Below are 21,795 nucleotides of genomic sequence, written 5' to 3'. Positions count from 1 at the left end.
AGCACAGGAAGCCGTCACATCACATCAAACAGGCTCAATTGGTCGCTTTCCGGAAGGCCTTTCAGGCAATCAAACCGACGGAGGATATCGATGATGGAATTGCCCGCCCTGGCCCGTCTTGAAACATCCTCCACTGAGGAAAACGGCATTTCCCTGGCAGCATGGTACAGGCTTTCCGCCGCAATGGTCCCCGTGCCGGGCATGCTGTTGAAGGGCGGCCGCAAACCATCTTTCTCCACTATAAATTTTGTTGCATGGGATTTGTACAGATCAATCGGCAGAAACCGAAAACCTCTTTCGTACATTTCCAGAACGATTTCCAGATCTTCATACATATCCTTATCCTTTGGGCCGGCGTCATTCCCCATCATTTCAATTTCCTTTCTTTTTGCCTGTGCCTTTTCCCTCCCATAGATCATGTATTGCGCATCAAACGCCTTTGCACGGATGGAAAAGTATGCCGCATAATAAGCCATGGGCATATGGACCTTGAACCAGGCAATCCGGAAGGCCATCATGACATAAGCCGCAGCATGGGCCTTGGGGAACATGTATTTAATTTTCCTGCAGGAATCAATGTACCAATCCGGTACCTCATGCTCCCTCATCAGGTCTTCGTATTCCTCCCATTTCGGCTCTTTCAGGGCCTTGCCCTTGCGTACGGTCTCCATAATCCGAAAGGCTGTATTGGACGGCAGGCCTTTTCGGATCAGATACATCATGATATCATCCCGGGTACATATGGCTTCACTCAGGGAAACCGTTCTTTTGTCAATCAGATCCTTGGCATTGCCCAGCCAGACATCGGTGCCATGGGAAAGGCCCGATATGCAGAGCAGATCCGCAAAGGTCCTGGGCTTGGTATCCACAAGCATTCCCCGGACAAACCGGGTCCCAAACTCCGGAACCCCCAGAGTTCCCACTTGGGAATGGATTTGCTCCGGGGTCACCCCCAGCGCATCGGTGGAGGAGAACAGGGACATGGTTTCCTTGTCATCCATGGGGATTTTCCTGGGATCCACTCCGGTAATGTCCTGAAGCATTTTGATCACCGTCGGGTCATCATGGCCCAATATATCCAGTTTCAGCAGATTCTGATCAATGGAATGATAGTCAAAATGCGTTGTGATGATATCGGAACCCGAGTCATCCGCCGGATGCTGCACCGGACAGAATTCGTAAATCTCCCGCCCCTTCGGAACAACGATAATTCCTCCCGGATGCTGGCCGGTGGTCCGCTTCACCCCGGTACAGCCCCTGGCGATTCTGGCAATTTCCGCTTTGTTCACATGGATATTCCGTTCCTCAAAATACTTTCTCACATAGCCAAAAGCGGTTTTCTCGGCGATGGTACCGATTGTTCCTGCCTTGAAGGTGGTACCCTTTCCAAAGATCACCTCTGTATATTTATGTGCTTTTGCCTGATATTCCCCGGAAAAGTTCAGATCAATATCCGGCTCCTTGTCGCCGTTGAAGCCCAGGAAGGTTTCAAACGGGATATTCATGCCGTCCTTGGCCAACGGCTCCCCGCATACGGGACAGCGCTTGTCCGGCAGATCAAAGCCGTTCCGCACCCCATAGTCCTCAAAATCGGAATACTGACATTTGGAACATCGATAATGAGGCGGAAGGGCATTTACTTCGGTTATGCCGGTCATAAACGCCACCAGGGAAGAACCTACGGAACCCCGGGAACCAACCAGATATCCATCTTCATTGGACTTTGCCACCAGCTTCTGGGCGATCAGATACATAACGGAAAATCCGTTCTTGATGATGGAATCCAGCTCTTTGTCCAGCCGGGACTGAACGATTTCCGGCAGAGAGTCGCCATACAGTTCATGAGCCCTGCGGAAAGCACTGTCCTTTATGGTCTTTTCGCAGCCCTCAATATGAGGCGGACATTTTTCCGGGGAAATCGGGCTGATCGGTTCACACAGATCCGCGATCCGGTTTGTGTTGGTCACAACCACTTCATAGGCCTTTTCCTCTCCCAGATAGGAAAACTCCTCCAGCATCTCCTCCGTCGTCCTGAAATACAGCGGCGGCTGATTGTCCGCATCCTTGTATCCCTGGCCTGCCTCCAGTATCCGTCGGTATATCTCATCCTCCGGGTCCATAAAATGGACATCTCCGGTTGCTGCCACAGGTTTTCCCAGCTTTTCCCCCAGAGCGACGATCTTCCGGTTGATTTTCTTTAAATACTCCCGGTCCGGCACCTGTCCCGTCCGGACCAGGTAATCGTTGTTCCCCAGCGGCTGGACTTCCAGGTAATCATAATCCTCCGCGATGGCCTCAATCTCCTCATCGGATTTCCCCAGGAGAATGGCCTGGTACAGCTCGCCTTCGCTGCAGGCTGTGCCCAGAATGAGGCCTTCGGAATATTTTCGGTAAAGGCTCTTCAAAATGCGCGGCTTTTTATAAAAATAATCCAGATGGGAACAGGATACCAGCCGATAAAGGTTCCTCAAACCAGTGTTATTCTTTGCCAGAATAATGGCATGATAGGTGCTTTGCTTCTTATAGGCTTCGTTTCTGGACTCCTCATCCGAAGCATACCGGTCGATGTCCTCCAGTGTTTTGGCTCCCCTTTTCTTCAGCTTGTCCAGCATCACCCGAAAGACCTGAACGGTGGTGTCCACATCATCCAGGGCCCTGTGGGCGGTCTCCACCCGGATTCCCAGCTTCTTTGCGATCCTTCCCAGTTTATAGGTTTTAAAATCAGGAAACAGGGCTTTTGCCAGGGACAGGGTGTCCACATAGGTAAAGTGAAATTCGTGTCCCAGAGCTTTGGCATTATGCTTCAGGAATCCGATATCGAACTCCGCATTGTGGGCAACCAGCACACTGCCCTGAATGAAATCCAGCATCTTTGGAAAGACCTGTCCGATGGTTTCCGCGTCCCGGACCATGTCATCGTTGATATGGGTGAGCTCCACAACCCTTTCCGGTATTGGCTTTTCCGGGTTGACAAAACAGTTGAATTCTCCCACCGTTTTGCCGTCCTTTACCTTCATGATCCCAATTTCCGTGATCCTCTCCGTGATCGGGGAAAAGCCCGTCGTCTCCAGATCCAGGACGCAATAGGCCGTATCCAGGCTTTGCCCCTCCGGATGCGTCACGGACGGTTTTCTGTCCGGTACCAGATAGGCTTCCATACCATACAGGATCTTCATATCCTTGTTGTCCCTCCCCAAAAGCTTATGGGCTTCCGGAAAAGACTGCACAACCCCATGATCCGTAATGGCAATCGACTTCATGCCCCAGCTCATTGCCCTCCGGATCAGATCCGTTGCACTGGACACGGCATCCATCTGGCTCATCTGCGTATGTAAGTGCAGCTCCACTCTTTTTTCCTTCGCATGGTCCTGCCGGACCGTCTTTTTCCTGCCTTCCGTTTCCAGAATGGCAAAGGCTATCAGCTCAATTTCACCGGAAAATTTGCTGTATCCGGCATTTCCGGAAACCCGGACACCCTTTGCCTTCTGAAGTCTGGGCAACACCTTGCTGTCCTCCCCCGGTTTCAGGAAGGCTTTGCATGTCATGGAACTGGACCCGTCGTATAAATCAAAAATGACCAGTGTTTTCCCGCTTTTCAGCTCCCTGGACTGCAGATTGGAAGGTTCCCCTTCAATGGTCACTTTCCCTTCTTCCGGTGTAATATCGACAATTCGGATTACCGGCGCGGCTTTTTTGGTCTTCCTGCCGTAAATCAGAGCCGATTTGCTTTCTGTCTGATAGGGTTGTCCCACCGGTCCCTGTTGGTATTCCGCAACCTTTGCCGGCTTAACCCGGACGGTCTCATACGGAACCGATGCCTCAGCCTTTTGGGGTGGTTCCTCCTGTGCCCGCTGTTTTTGTACCTGCTGCCTTTTCTGTATCCGGGCAGCCTCGTCTCCGGTGTATTCAATGTGGATTTGAACCTGATTCAGTGCAAATTTCTGTCGGATCCATTCGCTCAAAGTTTCCCTTTCATCGGATCCGATCTCCTGATCCGATTGGACCTTCAATTCGAATGCTCTTGCCTTTCTTCGGATGAGAACTGCTTGTACCACTGCATCCCCTATGCTGCCTGCTGCGTTGTAATCGTCAAATATCTCACTGATTCGTTTCATGATGCTTTGGCCTTCCCCCCAAATCATTGCTGCCTCCATTATATCGGATTCCACCGGAATTGTCATGTGAAACCAAAGAGAAAAAATGGCAGACAGCTGTTCTTCCATAAAAAACTCCAGCAAAAAAACTCCCGCCATCCGCGTAATCTGCGGTCTGGCGGGAGTGATACCCCATTTCAGAAAGCCATGGATTTCATTTTCCTGCTTTGCTGTTTTACCAGGGATTGGGTACAAAATCCCCGCCGCGACACCATTTCAGATATTTCATTGCATGGAGCTGGCTGGTCATTTCCCATTCTCCCCCATAGATGGGGTCATGATATCCTTCAATACAGATATCCCCTTCGTATCCGCCGGTATGTAAAATCGTAATAATGTCCGTCCAGTTGGTATCGCCGAATCCAGGTGCACGGAACGTGACGAAATCATCTGCACCCAGGATTCCCAGGCGACGGATGCCATCCCAGTCCACGGTTGCGTCTTTCCCGTGAATATGGACCACTTTCTTCACCCATTGCCGAAGCTGGGAAACCGGATCAATCAGCTGATACATCTGATGGGCAGGTTCCCATTCCAGTCCGATATTCTCATCCGGTACCTCTTCAAACATCATTTCCCAGGCTTTGGGATGAAATCCGATATTACAGGTATTTTTCTTCCAGGTACCTCCCATGGGACAGTTCTCAATGGCAATCTTCTTCCCCCGGTCCGCAGCCCGTTTGCCCAGCTCCCGGAACACCTTTTTATACTGCGGCATGGCGTCCTCCACGGATTGGCCCTCCAGTGCCCCGGCAAAGGTACTGACCATGGGTGCGCCAAAATCATCTGCCAGGTCAATGCAGTGTTCCAGCGTCTTTCTCTGGTCCGGATTGCTTAAGGGATTGCAGTAATATCCCAGGGAAGCCACTTTCACTCCGGAATCTCCCAGAATCTCCTTGACTTTGCCAGCCAGTTCCTTCAGGTTTGCCCCACCGAGCGTCATATGAAAATTGATGGAAACGCATTCAAAGCCGGACTTTACAATATGCGGCAGCCATTTTTCCGCCTGACCGCCCGGTACACAGGTACCAATTTCGATTTGCTTCATAATCGTTTACACCCCCGCTGATTATTTTGAATGATTACAGGACCTCACTGTTTACACTACACGAGCAGGGCAAAAAAGTCAATGATTTCCCCGCTCTTCGCACAGAATAAACAGGAAAAGGAGGAACGGGCTACAGGCGGGAACTCCATCCACCCTGAAGCCCTATGTTGTTCTTCAACCCTGTGCTATAATAACACGGAAACAGCAAACGGCTGAAAAGCGTTTGAAAAGCGTTTGAAAATCAGTAAAAGAAAGAGAGATGAAAGCCCATGGAGCATTATTATACGTCAAATCCGCAGACGCCCCACGATATCCGGGAGATTGTCTTTTCCACCGGCAATGTTTCATTGAAACTGTATACGGATGCCGGAGTGTTTTCCAAAAACAAGGTGGATTATGGGAGTGAACTGCTCATCCGATCCCTTCCCGGGCTATCCGGAGACATACTGGATCTCGGCTGTGGATACGGTGTGATCGGTCTGAGCATTGCACTCGCCAATCCGGAAACCTTTGTGACGATGGCGGATCTCAATCACCGTGCCGTGGATCTTGCATTGAAAAACGTGGAAAGGAACCATATACCCAATGCCTCTGCTCAGATAAGCGACGGATTCCGCCAGATCGACGACAGGTTTCAGGCCATCGTCAGCAATCCGCCCATCCGGGCCGGGAAAAAGGTCGTCTATCCCCTGCTGGAGCAAAGTATGGATTATCTGCTGCCGGGAGGAGCCCTTTATCTGGTCATCCGGAAAAAGCAGGGGGCAAAATCCGCCGCCGACAAGCTGCGTTCTGTCTTCGGAAACTGTGAAGTCCGCAACAAACAGGGCGGTTACTGGATCCTGGAAAGCAAAAAAGAAGATTGAAAGCCCTACATCTTTTCGATTTCCTTCATCAATTCCTCCACCAGGTCTTCTTCCTTCACCTTGCGCAGGATCTCCCCTTTCCGGAAGATCAGGCCCTCTCCGTTCCCTCCGGCGATTCCGATATCCGCTCGTTTCGCTTCCCCCGGACCGTTGACCGCACAGCCCATGACCGCCACTTTAATGGGCTTATGGACAGACTGCAGACGCTTCTCCACCTCTCCGGCGATTCGGACCAGATCCAGCCGGGTCCTTCCGCAGGTGGGGCAGGAGATCATCTCCGCCCCTTCCCGAACCCCCCCCAGGGACGCCAAAATCTCCCTGCCGACCCGCACTTCCTCCACCGGATCTCCGGTCAGGGACACCCGGATGGTATCCCCTATCCCCTCCGCCAGCAGGGTACCGATTCCAACACTGGACCGGATGGTTCCCTTCCGTACGGTCCCGGACTCCGTCACACCGACATGAAGGGGATAATCCACCTTCCCGGAAATCAGCCGGTAGCATTCGATCATTTCCCGGACATCCGACGACTTTACGGAAAGAACAATATCATGAAAATCGAATTCCTCCAGCATCTCCACATGGCGCATTGCGCTTTCCACCATGGCTTCCGGGCAGACCCGTCCGTATTTTGCCAGAATATCCTTCTGCAGGGATCCGGAGTTGACACCGATGCGGATGGGAATGCCCCGGCCCTTCGCAGCCTCCGCAACAGCCCTTATCTTTTCCCTGTTTCCGATATTCCCGGGATTGATACGCAGCTTGGACACGCCACTGCGAATGGACAGCAACGCCAGGGCGGAATCAAAATGGATATCTGCGACCAGGGGAATATGAATCTGCGGAATGATCTTCCGGAGAGCCTCCCCCGCTTCCTCATCCGGCACTGCACAGCGGACAATATCGCAACCTGCTTCCTCCAGCTTTAATATCTGGGAAACAGTGGACGGAACGTCCCGTGTGTCCGTGTTGGTCATGGACTGAACCGATATGGGAAAATTTCCGCCAATGAAAATATCCCCGACCCTTACTTTTCTTGTTTGCGCCCTTTCCATTTTTACCCCTCACTTCCTGCCTGCAAAAGCGCAGGATTGCACCGAAATCATTTCAGCTGCATCCTTTTTCCATAATATTAATTAATATTATGCTTCAATATCATGTTTCCGGTTCCCTTAACCTGCCCAATACATCCTGAATCACCCAATCCGGCGTAGAGGCTCCGGCTGCCACCCCGACTTTCTCCGTCTTTTGCCCGGGGATGGGCCAGTCCGGGAGTTCCGCACTGTTTTCCACCAGTACGGTCTCCCTACAGTTGGCACTGCAGATCTCAAACAGCTTTTTGGTGTTGGAACTGTGCCTTCCTCCGACAACCACCATCCGATCCACGGATCGGGAAATCTGATCGGCACTGTCCTGCCTCTTCTTCGTTGCACTGCATATGGTATTGAATGCCAGCACCTCATTGCTTCGCCTTGCAATGACTTCCAGCGCTTTCTCATAGTTGGACGGTTTCTCCGTGGTCTGACACAGCACACAGACTTTGTCGGGAAGGTCCTTCAAATCGCTCCCGTCCCTGGTGATCTGTGCCGTATTGCCGCACCAGCCGTTGATCCCAATGACTTCGGGATGATTCCGGTCCCCCACGATGACAATCCGATAGCCTTCCTCATGATATTTCCTTGCTTTCTTCTGAATACTGGATACATAAGGGCACGTCGCGTCAATGCAGTCAACTCCGCCTTTTTGGATCCGATCCAGAACATCCGGTGTCACTCCATGGGAACGGATCACAAGGGTATCCCCGGGACGCAGCCGGCCAATCTCTTCCTCTCCGATCTCCCGGACACCTTGCTCCCTCAGACTCCGGACGACATTCCCATTATGAATGAGGGGGCCGAGGGTATAGGTATGGGACGTTTTGCTGCCGCTTTGGCAGCGAACAGTCATATCCACCGCCCGCTTTACCCCAAAACAAAATCCGGAATTTTCCGCCACAATAATCTGCCTTGGCATAAAATATTTTCACTCCTTGACGGAACCCATGTTGATTCCGGCGATGAAATATTTCTGGCAAAACGGATAAATAATCATAAATGGAAGGATTGCAACCATGACGGAGGCGCTCTTTACAGCATTATCCGTCGCTCCGCCCAATGCCGTGGGCAGATCGCTTCCCATAACCAGACTGCGCAGCTTCATTTGAAAATTATACAGGTCGGAATTAGTGATATAAATCTTGAACGTCGTATAATCATTCCAATATCCTACCGCAATCATCAATCCGATGGATGCCAGAGCCGCTTTCGAAAGCGGAAGTACAATTTTGAAAAACGTCTGCAACGGTGTGCAGCCGTCGATTTCCGCCGCCTCTGAAATGGCCTGGGGGATCCCTTCAAAGAAGTTGCGCATCAATACCAGATTATAAATATTGATCGCCGGTAACAGTATAACCGAAAAAAGCGAATTTGTCATGTGCAGTGCATCCACAACCAGATAGGTGGGAATCATGCCCCCTTCAAAAATCATTGTGAACAGTAGAATCCCTGAAAGAACGCCTCTTCCCGGCATTTTCCACTGAATCAGCACATATCCGCCCAGCGTGCAGAGCGTAAGGCTGAGAAAAGTTCCCACAATGGTCGTCACAGCCGAGATGATCAGCGGCCTGGAAAGTGTGGGATTCGTAAACACGGAAAGATATCCGGCCCATCCGAATCTCTTTGGCCAGAGCCGCATGCCATAGCTGGTCTGCATATCAAACGAGTCGGTCAGTACTTTCCAGATCGGAACAATAATAAACGAACAGATCAAAATAAAAAAAATCGTATTGATGACCGGGAAAACGGAAATCTTTTTTTTCCTTCGGTTTCCCGGACGAACGAGTGTTACCTTGCCTGCTTCGGTGGTATTCCGGTTCATCCTCTTCTCCTCCTTATATGATTCCACGCCCGCGGACTTTCTTGCTTGCCTGATTGCAGGCAAGTACCAGGACACATCCGACCAGGGATTTGACAATGCCCACCGCCGTAGTGTATCCATAATTTGGCAATGCTCCGCTGTTGAAGGTCTGCGAATAAATATAGGTCTGCAGGACGTCCGACTGCCGGATCACTGCGTCATTCTGCATGACAAACACGGATTCAAACAGATTCATCACCTTGGCGAGATTCAGAATCAATACGGTAACAATCGTGCTGGAAAGAGCGGGCAGCGTGACATACCGCATTTTATTCCACCGGCCGGCGCCGTCAATCGTAGCGGCCTCGTAGAGCTCCGGCCCGATCCCTGACAGGGTTGCCAGGAAGATGATGGTCCCCCAACCAGTATCCTTCCAGACGTTTACCATAAAATAAACCGGTGTCCACCACTTCCTGTTTCCAAGAAAATATATTTCCTCCCCACTTTTCAGAACGCCCATATGAACCAGCAGGGAATTGACCAGTCCCTCCCGGGACGGAGAGAGAATCAGGGCAAAAACAGAAGCAGCCACTACCCAGGACATGAAGTGCGGAAGATAAATAATCGTTTGTGCGGTCTTTTTAAACGCTGCATTCCGGATTTCGTTCAGCAGCAGGGAAATCAAAACACCAAGAAATGTAGTGAGCAGCAGCTTTCCAATGCTTAAATACAAAGTATTCCAGAAAGCCGACCAGAAACCGGGTGAGGAAAACATCTTGCTGAAATTTTCCATTCCTGCAAACTGCGGTGCATGGATCCCACGATAATCCGTAAAGGCATACCCGAGACCAAACATGGGCAGATAGTGAAACACAAAAGTAAAGGCAAGCACTGGCAGAAACAAAAGATAAAATCCCCTGTACTTGTGCATTCTCCGAGCAAGATGCCCCGCAGGCAGCGCCTCTGCCCGGGTAAAACGATTCCGCCTCATTTTCAAACCCCCAATTTTGAGAAACAGGGATGGAATTTCTTCCATCCCGTTTCCCGTGATGCCGTGCTATTGATTTACTTTATTCAGGGAATCCACAATTTTTTCGGACCATTCGGATCCGCCTTCTTTTTCAAAGCGCTGATAACCTTCCTCCACAGAAACCCCCTGTGTGACAGCATCTGCGACAATGGAAGCCTTCAGCTTCACGAGATCCCCGTTGTACTGGCTCATTTCCTCAGTGGAATACATCATGGGAGCCAGCCTGGAATTGCTGTTGAAGATTTCCTGGGCTTCCCGCGCTTCCTCCGCAATCTGGTCCTTTCCCGGATCCCCGTCGATGAATTCACCGTTGGACAGCATGGGATCAACGTGATTCTTGGTATATTGGGTTCCCGGAATCTCGAGACTTTCCAGCATATGAAACTGTCCGTCTTCATATGTGTTCTCACAGACTGTTTCCGCTTTTGTCGACCAATGGGTCCCTTCCACACCGTAAGTCCACAGCTTCTGCACCGGGCCGCCGTCCAGCATAGTTTCCATGAAATAATGAAATACACCTTCCGGATTCTCGCAGGATGTGGTGATGGACCACACCGGCGGACGACGTTCCAGATATTTGCCCACCTCTTTGATGGGAGGAAGGGGGATCAGTTCGCCGTCATGCTCGTTGGTGATCAGATTGGATTTCATATTGGTCGCCCAGGTCCCCGCCCAATAGGTAAATGCGCCGAATTTTTCCTCGTAGAATTTATTGCGGCAGTCCTTTGTCCCGTTGGTAAGCGTCTCCTTGTCTATGTACCCCGCCTTGTATGCTTCCTGCAAGCGGGTAATCGCCGGCTTCATGGCATCTTCCGTGAATCCGTCCACCCATTTCCCATCTTCTTTCTGATAGAACGAAGGGTACGCATCCTGATAGAATTCCGGCAAATAATTCACGTACGGAGGTTCCTCTCCGATCAGGCCCGCTGCCGAAACACCATAGGTATCCCCTTTGGTCCCGTTTCCATCCGGATCCCCTTCCGTGAATGCTTTCAGCATATTCAGATATTCCTCGTAATTGGTGGGAGCGGACAGATCACAGTTGTCCAGCCATTTTTTCTTGATATAGGTAAGGCATCCGTTTCCGCGTGCCGGAGCAAATCCGTAAAGCTTGCCGTTCAGATATAGTTGATCCATCAATTCCTCATTATTGATTCGCCCCGAAGCTTTCAATTCAGAGGACTCCCAGGCATCCGTCATATCCCACAGGGCACCTTCCTGCGCATAGCCGGAATAATAATCGGGAGCAAGAATCACCACATCCGGCCAGTTCTTGGCACCGCTGGCAAATGTCTGCCCCAGTACATCATAATAGGCATCGTGATCCGGCTGAATGACTTCCAGCTTGATTCCCGTTTCCTTTTCCCAGCTCTCAACGAACTTATCCTGTGCATTTTCCTTTGTAAAAACGGTGCCGTCCACCATCATGGTGATCTTCTCCGGCTTTTCCACCGCTTTTCCCTTTGTTTCCTTTTCCGTCTCCTTATCAGACGGATTGGAAGCGGCGTCTGCCGACGGGCCCGGCGCCTCTGCCTTTTTTTCGGATCCGCAGCCGGAAACTGCCGAAATGCAAAGAATCAGTGCCAGTAACATACCCCATACCCTTTTCATAAACTTTTCCCTCCCAAATTATTATGATACGAATAACGTAGCATACATCCCATAGGTTCACAAGAAACATTATTTGAAAAGCCGGGAATCTTTTTATCTGCTGTGCCAAAATCAGCGTGCAGTTTTTGGGATTGCACCTTGCCCATCTTTTCCTGAATTTCTGGGAGAGCTGTAAAATGCAGCAGAAAATGCCATGATGCAAGCGCTTTCATCTTGCAAATATTACGAAATTGTGATAGTCTCACTATATAATATATGGCGCAGGGGGACGATTTCAATGATTGATCTTGGGAAACGATTGCGGTCACATCACAGCCTGGCCCTTCAGCTAACCGTTTCCTACAGTTTCCTTCTCCTTCTGATCCTGTTTATCAGCACTTATTTTTATCAAGTCAGCAAAAACGATTTGCAGCAGACAGAGGAAAGCCGTACCAAAGCCCAGCTTTTCAATGCCGTTGATGTGACAGATCGGGATCTTTCCGCAATGCAGGGTTTTGCCCTGTCCTTTGCCCATGACATGGAGCTCGGTTCCCTGGCCCGGGCAAACCCGGACCGTTCGGACGATTTCTTTGTAAAGTCCTATAAAATGCAGCAGAAGCTCATTTCCTATGTACCTGTGGAACGCCAGCTGCCCATCCGCTCCTATTTTATTTATCTTCCGGAAAGTGATTCGGTCCTGACCGCCGGCAGTTTCTCCGAAATGAATCTGTTCTATATCCGAAAAGGCCTGCGCAAAGGCCATTATGGCAAATGGCATGATATGATCCTCAATGAGGAAAATTACGCTTCCCTGCTTCCTTTATCCGATTACAATCCCTTTAATCGGGATTATCTGTACCTGCTCTCCCTGGATAACTACCTTTTTTACCGCACCCCCGCAAGGCTTGGCTTTCTAATAGACAAAAATAAAATGGATCAGAATTTTTCCGTGCTGTTCTCACAGGAAGATGGTTTCCTCGCTGTCCTGGACTCCGACCATGTCCTGCAATATCAAAAGGGGAAATTGCCTTCCAAAAATTTCAATCCGAAAAAACTGACAACCCTCTCCTATCAAAATGCCGTTTCCTCCCTGAGCCTGCCCGGCGCAAAACAGACTGTGGTCCGCTGTATCTCAAAGAACAACAAATGGGAATATTATTATGTGATTCCGGTCTCTCATATGCAGAACTCCCTTCGCCCTTACCAGAACATGTATCTGCTGATTACCGGAGTGACCCTGCTGGTCTGTTTTTTGCTGATTTATTTTCTCAGCATACGCAATACCCGACCCTATATCCGGATGGGAGACGAACTGGACAGCAGTCTTTCCCGATCCCGGCAGCTGGAGTCCACACTGGAAAGGCAGGAACCGGTGATACGGAATTCCTACATCCGCAATATCATGCTGAATCGTATCTCTTCACCGGACGAAATGGACTATATCAAAAGATACCTGAACCTGACCCGAACGGATATTGCCTACTTTGTCCTGTATATTGTCGCTTATCCCAACAATCCGGAGCCGGAAGCGGAAAATACCAATGAGAACGGGAACCCGGCTGCAGGGGAATCCTCCTTCCCTCCGGACTCCGCATACGATGCCCGGGTGCTTTCCTGCATGAAAAAATATTTCGGCGAGCCTCTTTACCTCTATCATCCCAAGAAGCACAATTATGCAATTCTTCTCCGTGAAGAAGAGAACCGGGCACACGAAGAACGGATGGCGTCCATCTCCGGAACATTTGCCGCCTTTCATGAAGAAATGCTTGCAGAACATGAAACCTGGACCATGGCAGGCATGGGGACCCGGGACCACATACTGGAAAATATATGGAAATCATACCAGCAAGCCATGGAATCCGCCAGCTATACCTCCGGAGATCTTTCCTTCCGGGACTACAATTCCCTGGATTTAAGCTCGGATATCTATTACTACCCGTCCCAGCTGTCGGAATCCCTGACGGAATTTATCACGGCGGGAAATAAAGGCCAGGTCCGGGAGATCTTTCAGTTCCTCTACTATGAAAATCTGGAAAAGCGTTCGCTTTCCTATCAGAAAATGCAGGGCCTTCTCCTGTCTGTCCACAGCACCCTGTTCCGTGTACGCTGTATGATCCCCGATGGTGCGGAACAGGTCCAGACCGTTGATATCCACCTGGCGGAATATCTGTCCCTGAAGCAGCTTGAAAACACTGCCCTCAGTTTGTGTACCTATTTTGAAGGGATCACCACCCAGAATCAGACGATTCTCAGCATGAAAGCCTATATTATGGAAAACTACAGGGATTCCTCCCTTTGCCTGACAAAGCTGTCCGACCAATTCAACCTGTCCGAAAGCTATATCTCCTATTTGTTCAAGGAAAGCACCGGCTGCAATTTTTCGGTCTATCTGAAGCAGATCCGCATGCGAAAGGCACATAAGCTGGTTACGGGGTCTTCCCTGCCCCTTTCCGAGCTTTACAGAGAAGTCGGCTACAACAATTCCAACAGTTTCCGCCGCGCCTTTAAAAAAGCGTACGGGGTCTCTGCAAAAGCCATGCGTGATTCCCTGAAAAGCGCCGGTTCGTAACAGCAAAACCCGGATCCCCGCAGGCCATTGGCCATTGAAGATCCGGAAACATTTGATAAGTAAACGGACAGGAAGTTATTGCAGAACTGCCTTGATCCTCCGGACTCCGGCAGAAGAACTTCCTTCTTTCCTGATTTTGAATTTGCCCAGTTCGCCGGTTCGGCTCGCATGGGGACCTCCGCAGATTTCCCTGGAATACGGTCCTATCGTGTAGACTTTGACCATATTCCCATATTTGGATTCAAACAGTCCGATGGCACCGGACTTCCTGGCTTCCTCCAGGGGCATTTCCTCACAGACAATCTCCACGTTGCTGTCAATGGCTTCATTGACCAGCTGCTCCACTTCGGACAGCTCTTCCTTCGTCAGCTTCCTGGGGAAGGAGAAATCAAAACGCAGCCTCTCCGCCGTGATATTGCTTCCTCTCTGCTCCACTTCTTTTCCCAGCACCTTCCGAAGTGCCGCATGGAGCAGATGGGTTGCCGTATGCAGCTTTGCGGTCTCCTCCGTATGATCCGCCAGTCCTCCCCGGAACTTCCGGGACGCCCCTGCGTGGGAAATCTCCTGATGGTGCTGAAAACTCTTCCGGAAGCCTTCGATATCCACTGCATATCCCTTTTCCGCCGCCAGTTCCTGCGTAAATTCAATGGGGAATCCATAAGTATCATACAGATGGAATGCATGAAGCCCATCAATCATCCTGGAGGAATCGCCCAATTGGAAAAGCACTTTTTCAAATTCCTTCATGCCCTGACGAATGGTTCGCTGAAACCGCTTTTCCTCAAGGGCCAGCTCCCTTTTGATGAACTCTTCATTTCGGCCAAGCTCACCGTATACAGGACGGTATTGCTGAATCACCACATCGGCGATTTCCGGCGTGCTGCCCTCCGGAATCCCGATCTTCAGTCCAAATCGAACGGCCCGTCGGATCAGACGCCGAAGGATATACCCCTGATCCACATTGGACGGCGTAACAGCCTTTTCGTCTCCCAATATAAACGTTGCTGTCCGGATATGATCCGCCACAATCCGGAACGCTCTGGTGGTTTCTGCATCCTGCCCGTACTCTTTGTTGGAAAGCTGACTGATCCGGGCAATGATATCCCGGTACAGATCGGTATCATAGACGGACTCTGCACCCTGTAAAATCGCTGTGGTCCGATCCAGCCCCATGCCGGTATCCACATTTTTCTGGAGCAGCGGCTCAAACGTTCCCTCTGCCGTTTTGTTGTATTCCATGAACACGTCATTCCAGATTTCCACGTATTTCCCGCAGTCACAGGCCGGACTGCAATCGGGACTGCATTTTTCCCTGCCGGTATCGATGAACATTTCCGTATCCGGACCACATGGCCCGGTAATGCCTGCCGGCCCCCACCAGTTGTTTTTCGCAGGCAGAAAACAGATATGATCCTCCGCAACTCCCATGGATTTCCACAGCTCATAGGATTCCACATCCCGCGGCGCATGCCCGTCTCCGGCAAATACGGTAACATACAGCTTTTCCTTTGGGATCCCCAGCCATTTGGGAGAGGTCAGGAACTCCCAGCTCCATGCAATGGCCTCTTTCCTGAAATAATCTCCCAGGGACCAGCTGCCCAGCATTTCAAAAAATGTGCAGTGGCTGTTGTCTCCCACTTCATCGATATCCACGGTACGGATACACTTCTGGACATCGGTCAGGCGGGTTCCTTCGGGATGCTTTTCCCCAAGAAGATAGGGAACCAGCGGATGCATTCCCGCTGTGGTGAATAATACCGTCGGGTCATTTTCCGGTATTACGGACGCACTGGGAATCACGGCATGTCCCCTTTCCCGGAAAAAAGAAAGGAATTTCTCTCTCAATTCATCGGTTTGCAAATATAACACTCCTTACTCCGTTTCATCCTTTGTCTGAGGCTTTTTACAACGCATTTCATAACAGATAATATTATACCCAGTGAGCAGGGCTGTGTCAATCCAGGCCCTTTTTCCCAAAATTCACAGAAGCCGGGACCAACCTGCCTAAAAATCGGTCATCAGCTCCGGGAAGCGAAGGCCTCCCCGAAATCGGGCTTTCCAGTGCCGTTCCATTTTACTGATCCGAAAGTTCGTCTTTGGGGACATATGTGCGAACTCATGCCGGTTGATCATAATCCCAGTATGCGTGATGATATCCCTGGCAATGGCAAAATACACCAGGTCCAATGGCTGAAGATCATCGGCGGAAACCTGTATGGCATCCAGTCTTCCCAGGCCGCGGATGTATCTTTGAGGGTCTGTTACATACCAGTCTTCTCCAATCACCTTTCCATCGCCGTTGGGCAGATAGATGCCCAGATTCCTGTAAAAATGAATGACAAACCCCAGACAGTCCAGTCCCTCCAGGGTGCGTCCGTTATGAACAAAAGGAACTCCCTGATAACGTTTCAGCAGTTCCTGGATTTTCCGTTCCCGATCTCCCATCATTTTCCACACTCCTTACTGCGGTCGCCTCTGTTTTTCACTTTTTTTATTCCCGGATATCAGCATATGCAAAGGCTTCCCTTTTGTTGAAAAAAATCAGGGGTTCACTTTTCGCGGGAATTTTTCATATCTATATAACAGACAGCAGCATACTCCAATTCGTGAAATGAGGTGATTCCATGGGATACGGATATGGAGGAAGAGGTTCCGGTTTTAATTCCTGGCTGTTCTTTTTTCTGCTTCTCATTCTGCTTTTCAGCTATGGTGGATGGGGAAACGGATGCGGATGCGGCGGATTCGGAGTGCAGAATGAACTACTGTTTTTCTTCCTGCTGCTGATTATTTTGTTCCCGGGTTTCGGTGGTGTCTGCAATACGGAAGAATAGCAAAAGGCAGGGCTGTATTGCCTTGCCTTACATAATTCCGCCGTCCCCTTCCATGCAGGATTCAAAATAATTCCTTTTGAAAAGTCTGAAAAACATTGTATAATGTGATATTGTATATCAGGATATTCTCAATGGATTCCCATTGTCCGGATTTGTATTTTGCTGTGTCCGTATGGTGCATGCTGTTATGCAGTCCGGAACGAACGGATGTCGGATGAGGATGTCCGGATTTTTTTGAGCGTTTTATCGGTTTGCTGCTTTATTTGTTTTATTATTCTTACTTTTCACTTTTATTACAGGAGGTTAAATGCTTTGCTTCAACCAGGTTTTGACAACACGAAATACCTTGAGGAACAAACAACAGAAATACTGAAACGGGTGGATCATTTCAATCACAAGCTATATCTTGAATTCGGGGGAAAGCTTTTTTTTGATTATCACGCTGCCAGAGTCCTTCCGGGTTATGATCCCAATGACAAGGTCCGATTGCTTCATAATCTCAGGGATAAGGCGGAAATCATATTGTGCATTTATGCCGGCGATATTGAGCGGCGCAAGATCCGTGCGGATTTTGGAATCACATACGAGATGGATGTCCTAAAGCTGATTGACAACCTGCGGGCATGGGATCTGGATATTGCAGGTGTCGTCATAACGCGCTACAAGGATCAGCCGGCAGCCAGACTTTTCAAAAACACGCTGGAACTCCGGAATATCAAAGTATATGTGCATCGGCCAACCCATGGATATCCTTCCGATATCAATGCGATATTGAGTGAAGAAGGCTTTGGTGCCAATGAATACATCGAAACCAAAAAACCTCTGGTCATCGTCACAGCCCCCGGGCCGGGAAGCGGCAAACTGGCCACCTGTCTGTCCCAACTGTATCATGACAGCCTGAGGGGAATCCAAAGCGGCTATGCCAAATTCGAAACCTTTCCGATCTGGAACCTCCCTCTCAAGCATCCGCTCAACGTGGCTTATGAAGCGGCCACAGCAGATCTGAGGGACTTCAACATCATTGATCCCTTCCATCTGGAAGCCTACGGAAAAACTTCCGTCAACTACAACCGGGATGTAGAGATTTTTCCGGTACTGAAACGGATCCTGGAAAGGGTTTCCTCCCGGGAAGCCATCTACCAGTCTCCTACCGACATGGGGGTAAACCGTGCAGGGTTCAGCATTACCGATGACAATATTGTACGGGAAGCCGCCAAACAGGAAATTATCCGCCGTTATTTCTGGTACAAGGCGGAATATGCCAAAGGACTTACCGATCAGGAAACCTTCTCCAGAGTGGAGGTCCTGATGGAGGATTTCAAACTGGTCCCGGAAGACCGCAGGGTCGTGGTCCCTGCCAGGGAAGTCCTGAACCGGCGTTCCAAAACAGGCAAAAAAGTATTGAGCGGCGCTGCCGTTGAACTGGCAACCGGCGAACAGATCACCGGAAAGCAGTCCGTTCTGATGAACGCAACATCCAGTGTCATTTTAAATGCCATCAAAGTGATCTCCGGAATACCGGATAACATTCATCTGCTGTCCCCAAACATTATTGAATCCATTCAAAATCTGAGGAAAGACGTTCTCAACGAAAAAAATACCAGGCTGAACCTGGAGGAAACCCTGATTGCTCTGACCATCAGCGCTACCACCAATCCGACGGCCCAGCTGGCATTGACCAGTCTGAAAGAGCTTCACGGCTGCGAAATGCATTCCACTCATATTCTGTCCTCCACGGACAATTCCGTTTTGCATAAGCTTGGAATCCATATCACATGCGACGCCAACTTCCCTTCGGAGAATCTTTACATCGGCTGACCCGGTCGGCTGACCCAGTCAGACAAAAGAATCCAGAGAGGAATTCAGCCGGGAAAGAAAGCCGTCAGAAAGGTCCGGTATTCTTCATAACCGAACAAGGCGTTCAGCATATCCAGCATGGCATTGGTGGACAACCGGGAAGGCAGGCCCAGTTCCTTCAGGAGGCGGGACCGCAGCAAATGGCTGTCCTGCTTTCCGGTGAATCCATCCCGATAGAGATCCTGTTTTGTGATGAGCCTTCCGCCCTTCTTTCCCGCTGCCCGATATCCGGCATTCTGCAGGGCCTGCAGGAGAACCTCATCCGGAACCCCCTCCACTCCCAGCAATCCTTCCTTGCCGGGAGTGATTTTTCGCTTTTCCCTGCCCGCAATTTCCGGAATATAGGCATGCCGGACCTGTTCTTTCGGAAGGCAGGACTGAATGTAACTGCGTATCCGGAAGCCGGCACGGTCGGAATCCGTCAGGAGGATGATTCCTCTCTTTTCTGCCAGCTTCCGGATAACATCCATCCTTTCCTTATCCTGAAATATGGCAAACCCATTGGTTGGAAGAATGACCGTATCCACCAACTGCTCCAGTTTCATTTTATCGTAAATGCCTTCCACAATAATTGCTTCCCGAATCGGAACCCTGATACGTTTCATTGCGGCATCGGCTTGTTTGCCTGCTGCTGTTCCTGAAGAAACTGCATAAATTCGGATACGGTCCTGTTCTGCTCATCGGAACGGAACCCGGCCTGTTCCTCCATGGCCTTTTTCAGAGCGGGAAGTTCCTTTCGGCTCCCGATGATGACCACTCCGGAAATTCTATTTCCACGAAAACAGATCTTCCGATATCGATTGCTTTCGCAGTCAAAATCCGTAATGGCTGCATCATAGCTGCTCTTTTCCACCTGCCCGATGGAAAACAGAGAGGTGCGGAAAGCATTCATGATTGTGGCGGCCGCCGGCGCCTGATAGATCCTCTCTGCTCCCGCCATATTGCTGCCCGCCACTTCTCCCTGCAGGGAAGCACAGTTCCATAAGCCGGCAACGCGGTTTTCGAATTCTGCAATATCCCCGGCTGCATAGATATCCGCAAGGTTGGTTTCCATTTTACTGTTTACCAGAATTCCCCGGTTGGTCCGGATCCCGGTTCCCTTCACCAGCTCAATATTCGGACGGATGCCCGTGGAGTGAATCACCATATCACAAGGTTCCTGCAGATCGTTGTCCGTCCGGAATCCTGTTGCGAAGGAATCTCCCGTGATCTCCTTTATCCGGGTGTCCGTATGTATGGAAACCCCGCAGGACTGCACCACATTCAGGAGGATCCGGGATGCCTTTTCGTCCAGCTGCTTCGGCATAAGCCTGGGCTGTGCTTCCGCCACGACAACTTCCTTCCCCATTTGATTCAGGCTCCATGCCAGTTCCAGGCCCAGCACACCGCCGCCGATGATCAGAATCCGGCGGGATCGTTTTGCCTGCTTCAGAATGACTGAGGCATCCGGAAGCGTCCTCAGGGAATATACCCCCTGTCTGCCGATTCCCTTTATGGGAAGGACGTTGCTCCTTGCGCCGTTTGCCAACAGGAGGACGGAATATTCGTCTGCGGTTCCGTCGGACAAAATAACACGGTGCCCAGCGGGATCCAGCCCCGTTGCTCCGGTTCCTTTGCAAAATCGTATGTGATTTTCCGAATACCAGGATTCCTTCTGAATCAAAAGGGCATCGGACAAAAGCCCCTGGCTTATATCTTTGGTCAGCCGAAGCCGCCGGTAAGGAAAATACCCCTCATCTCCGTAGACTGTGATTTCCATATCCGGATCCTGCTTCCGGATGGCCTTCATCGCCGATACGGCTGCAATGCCGGCACCTATAATGAGTGCTTTCATGTTTCCTGGAACTCCTTTCAATGGATCGTCCGGATCCCCAGCGGAATATGGAATATCCGGTATATGTTTTTTAAAATTATTTTTGGAAGAAATTATAAGGAAGCCCGCATGACGATCTCCGAAGGAAGGATAATAGTATCCTCCACCGGTCTGTCATTCAGGAGATCCATCAGATAAGCCGCACTGCGCCGCCCCATCTCATACAAAGGGAGCTCCACTGCCGTCATGGCCGGATGACATAAATGATAAAAGGCAGATGCACCCAGAGAAGCAACCATCAAGTCTTCCGGTACCCTTTTGCCCATTTCCGCCGCTGCCTTCAGCACGGAAAAGCCAAAACGCGGGCTGCCGGTAATAATCCCGTCCGGGCGCTCCGGAGAACGCAGCATTTCCCCTACTGTATCCCGGATCTGGTCATCCCGAAAAGGGCAGAGAAAACAGCCCAAGTTATGAAGCCCGCTTTCCTGTACAGCCTGCTCAAACGCTTTCAGCCGGAAATCGGTCCCGCATTTCCACCGGGGACCGGTATAGGCCAGCCGGCTCGCCCCTCTTTTCCGGAACAGGGCCGTCAGGTCCGTGAGATGGCAAAGATGATCTGTACCGATCTCGTGAAACCGGGCATGGGAAACATGGGAATCCACAATCACATAAGGAACACCATTTTGATTCAGTTCTTCCCTCGACAGTTCATCCACCGTGGCAAAGGCAAAAATCACCCCATCCAATCGGTTGGTATTGTAATAGTCCAGTATTTCCATATTGAAGCTGTCGTCCGACTTGTTAAAAAGCAGGGTAATGGAATAATTGGACTGGGAAAGGCCATCCCGGATCCCCTCCAGCGTCTCCATAAAATTATAATTGGTAATTCTGCGGTCCGTGATGACCCCTACCGACATGGATCGGTTCCACTTCATTCCCCTGGCAATATGACTTGGGTGATAATTCAGCTTTTTTACGGCATCCAGTACGGCCTGTCTGGTTTCCGGCCGGATTTTTACATTTTTCACATCGTTCAGGACATAGGACACCGTCGCCTGGGAAACGCCTGCTTCCCTTGCAACATCCTTGCTGGAGGCTCTTTTCCTCTGCATTCTGAACCACCTCCCATTTCCGCATAAAATCAT

At 50.3% G+C, this 21,795-nt stretch carries 16 protein-coding genes; 4 read left to right on the top strand and 12 right to left on the bottom strand.

What is annotated here, in order from left to right:
• Positions 1 to 14: 14 nt before the first annotated feature.
• Positions 15 to 4,115, bottom strand: a complete 4,101-nt coding sequence (gene polC / locus QBE55_10160; GenBank protein WZL79918.1) for a DNA polymerase III subunit alpha — start codon at positions 4,113 to 4,115, stop codon at positions 15 to 17.
• Positions 4,116 to 4,329: 214 nt separating this feature from the next.
• Positions 4,330 to 5,202: a sugar phosphate isomerase/epimerase gene (locus tag QBE55_10155; GenBank protein ID WZL77900.1), complete on the bottom strand. Its 873-nt coding sequence runs from the start codon at positions 5,200 to 5,202 to the stop codon at positions 4,330 to 4,332.
• Positions 5,203 to 5,471: 269 nt separating this feature from the next.
• Here QBE55_10155 and QBE55_10150 point away from each other — a divergent pair, with 269 nt between their 5' ends.
• Positions 5,472 to 6,065 (top strand): class I SAM-dependent methyltransferase, encoded by a 594-nt coding sequence (locus QBE55_10150; protein ID WZL77899.1) that lies wholly within the window; start codon positions 5,472 to 5,474, stop codon positions 6,063 to 6,065.
• Positions 6,066 to 6,070: 5 nt separating this feature from the next.
• On the opposite strand, the gene ispG is transcribed toward QBE55_10150, so the two are convergent.
• The 5 genes from ispG to QBE55_10125 form a co-directional block, all read right to left on the bottom strand.
• Positions 6,071 to 7,120, bottom strand: coding sequence for a flavodoxin-dependent (E)-4-hydroxy-3-methylbut-2-enyl-diphosphate synthase (gene ispG, locus QBE55_10145; GenBank protein ID WZL77898.1), 1,050 nt, complete (start codon positions 7,118 to 7,120; stop codon positions 6,071 to 6,073).
• 100 nt (positions 7,121 to 7,220) lie between these two features.
• Complete coding sequence (ispH, locus tag QBE55_10140; protein ID WZL77897.1) at positions 7,221 to 8,078, bottom strand: 4-hydroxy-3-methylbut-2-enyl diphosphate reductase; 858 nt, start codon at positions 8,076 to 8,078, stop codon at positions 7,221 to 7,223.
• A 9-nt stretch (positions 8,079 to 8,087) separates the two neighbouring features.
• Positions 8,088 to 8,981, bottom strand: a complete 894-nt coding sequence (locus tag QBE55_10135) for a carbohydrate ABC transporter permease (GenBank protein WZL77896.1) — start codon at positions 8,979 to 8,981, stop codon at positions 8,088 to 8,090.
• Between the two features lie 13 nt (positions 8,982 to 8,994).
• Entirely contained in the window at positions 8,995 to 9,951 is a 957-nt protein-coding gene (locus tag QBE55_10130; protein WZL77895.1) for an ABC transporter permease subunit, read from the bottom strand.
• Between the two features lie 66 nt (positions 9,952 to 10,017).
• Entirely contained in the window at positions 10,018 to 11,601 is a 1,584-nt protein-coding gene (locus QBE55_10125; protein ID WZL77894.1) for an extracellular solute-binding protein, read from the bottom strand.
• Between the two features lie 277 nt (positions 11,602 to 11,878).
• On the opposite strand from QBE55_10125, the gene QBE55_10120 reads away from it, so the two are divergent.
• Entirely contained in the window at positions 11,879 to 14,149 is a 2,271-nt protein-coding gene (locus QBE55_10120) for an AraC family transcriptional regulator (GenBank protein WZL77893.1), read from the top strand.
• Between the two features lie 75 nt (positions 14,150 to 14,224).
• On the opposite strand, the gene QBE55_10115 is transcribed toward QBE55_10120, so the two are convergent.
• Positions 14,225 to 16,009 (bottom strand): alanine--tRNA ligase, encoded by a 1,785-nt coding sequence (locus tag QBE55_10115; GenBank protein ID WZL77892.1) that lies wholly within the window; start codon positions 16,007 to 16,009, stop codon positions 14,225 to 14,227.
• Between the two features lie 144 nt (positions 16,010 to 16,153).
• Complete coding sequence (locus QBE55_10110; protein ID WZL77891.1) at positions 16,154 to 16,597, bottom strand: NlpC/P60 family protein; 444 nt, start codon at positions 16,595 to 16,597, stop codon at positions 16,154 to 16,156.
• 176 nt (positions 16,598 to 16,773) lie between these two features.
• Between QBE55_10110 and QBE55_10105 the strand changes: the two genes are divergently transcribed.
• Both QBE55_10105 and QBE55_10100 read left to right on the top strand, forming a co-directional pair.
• Complete coding sequence (locus QBE55_10105; GenBank protein ID WZL77890.1) at positions 16,774 to 16,980, top strand: hypothetical protein; 207 nt, start codon at positions 16,774 to 16,776, stop codon at positions 16,978 to 16,980.
• Between the two features lie 312 nt (positions 16,981 to 17,292).
• Positions 17,293 to 18,798, top strand: coding sequence for a DUF1846 domain-containing protein (locus QBE55_10100; GenBank protein WZL77889.1), 1,506 nt, complete (start codon positions 17,293 to 17,295; stop codon positions 18,796 to 18,798).
• 44 nt (positions 18,799 to 18,842) lie between these two features.
• Here the strand turns inward: QBE55_10100 and QBE55_10095 are convergent, their stop codons facing one another.
• From QBE55_10095 to QBE55_10085, 3 genes are all read right to left on the bottom strand, one after another.
• Positions 18,843 to 19,442 (bottom strand): DUF4093 domain-containing protein, encoded by a 600-nt coding sequence (locus QBE55_10095; GenBank protein ID WZL77888.1) that lies wholly within the window; start codon positions 19,440 to 19,442, stop codon positions 18,843 to 18,845.
• Positions 19,439 to 20,671: an FAD-dependent oxidoreductase gene (locus QBE55_10090; protein WZL77887.1), complete on the bottom strand. Its 1,233-nt coding sequence runs from the start codon at positions 20,669 to 20,671 to the stop codon at positions 19,439 to 19,441. Before QBE55_10090 ends, QBE55_10095 begins: the two co-directional genes overlap by 4 nt.
• Positions 20,672 to 20,763: 92 nt before the next feature.
• Complete coding sequence (locus tag QBE55_10085; protein WZL77886.1) at positions 20,764 to 21,762, bottom strand: LacI family DNA-binding transcriptional regulator; 999 nt, start codon at positions 21,760 to 21,762, stop codon at positions 20,764 to 20,766.
• Positions 21,763 to 21,795: the final 33 nt, after the last annotated feature.

Source organism: Eubacteriales bacterium mix99, assembly GCA_038396605.1.
Taxonomy (GTDB): domain Bacteria; phylum Bacillota; class Clostridia; order Caldicoprobacterales; family DTU083; genus UBA4874.
The sequence above is the reverse complement of the archived record's forward strand: the minus strand, read 5'-3'. Positions and strand labels throughout refer to the sequence as shown.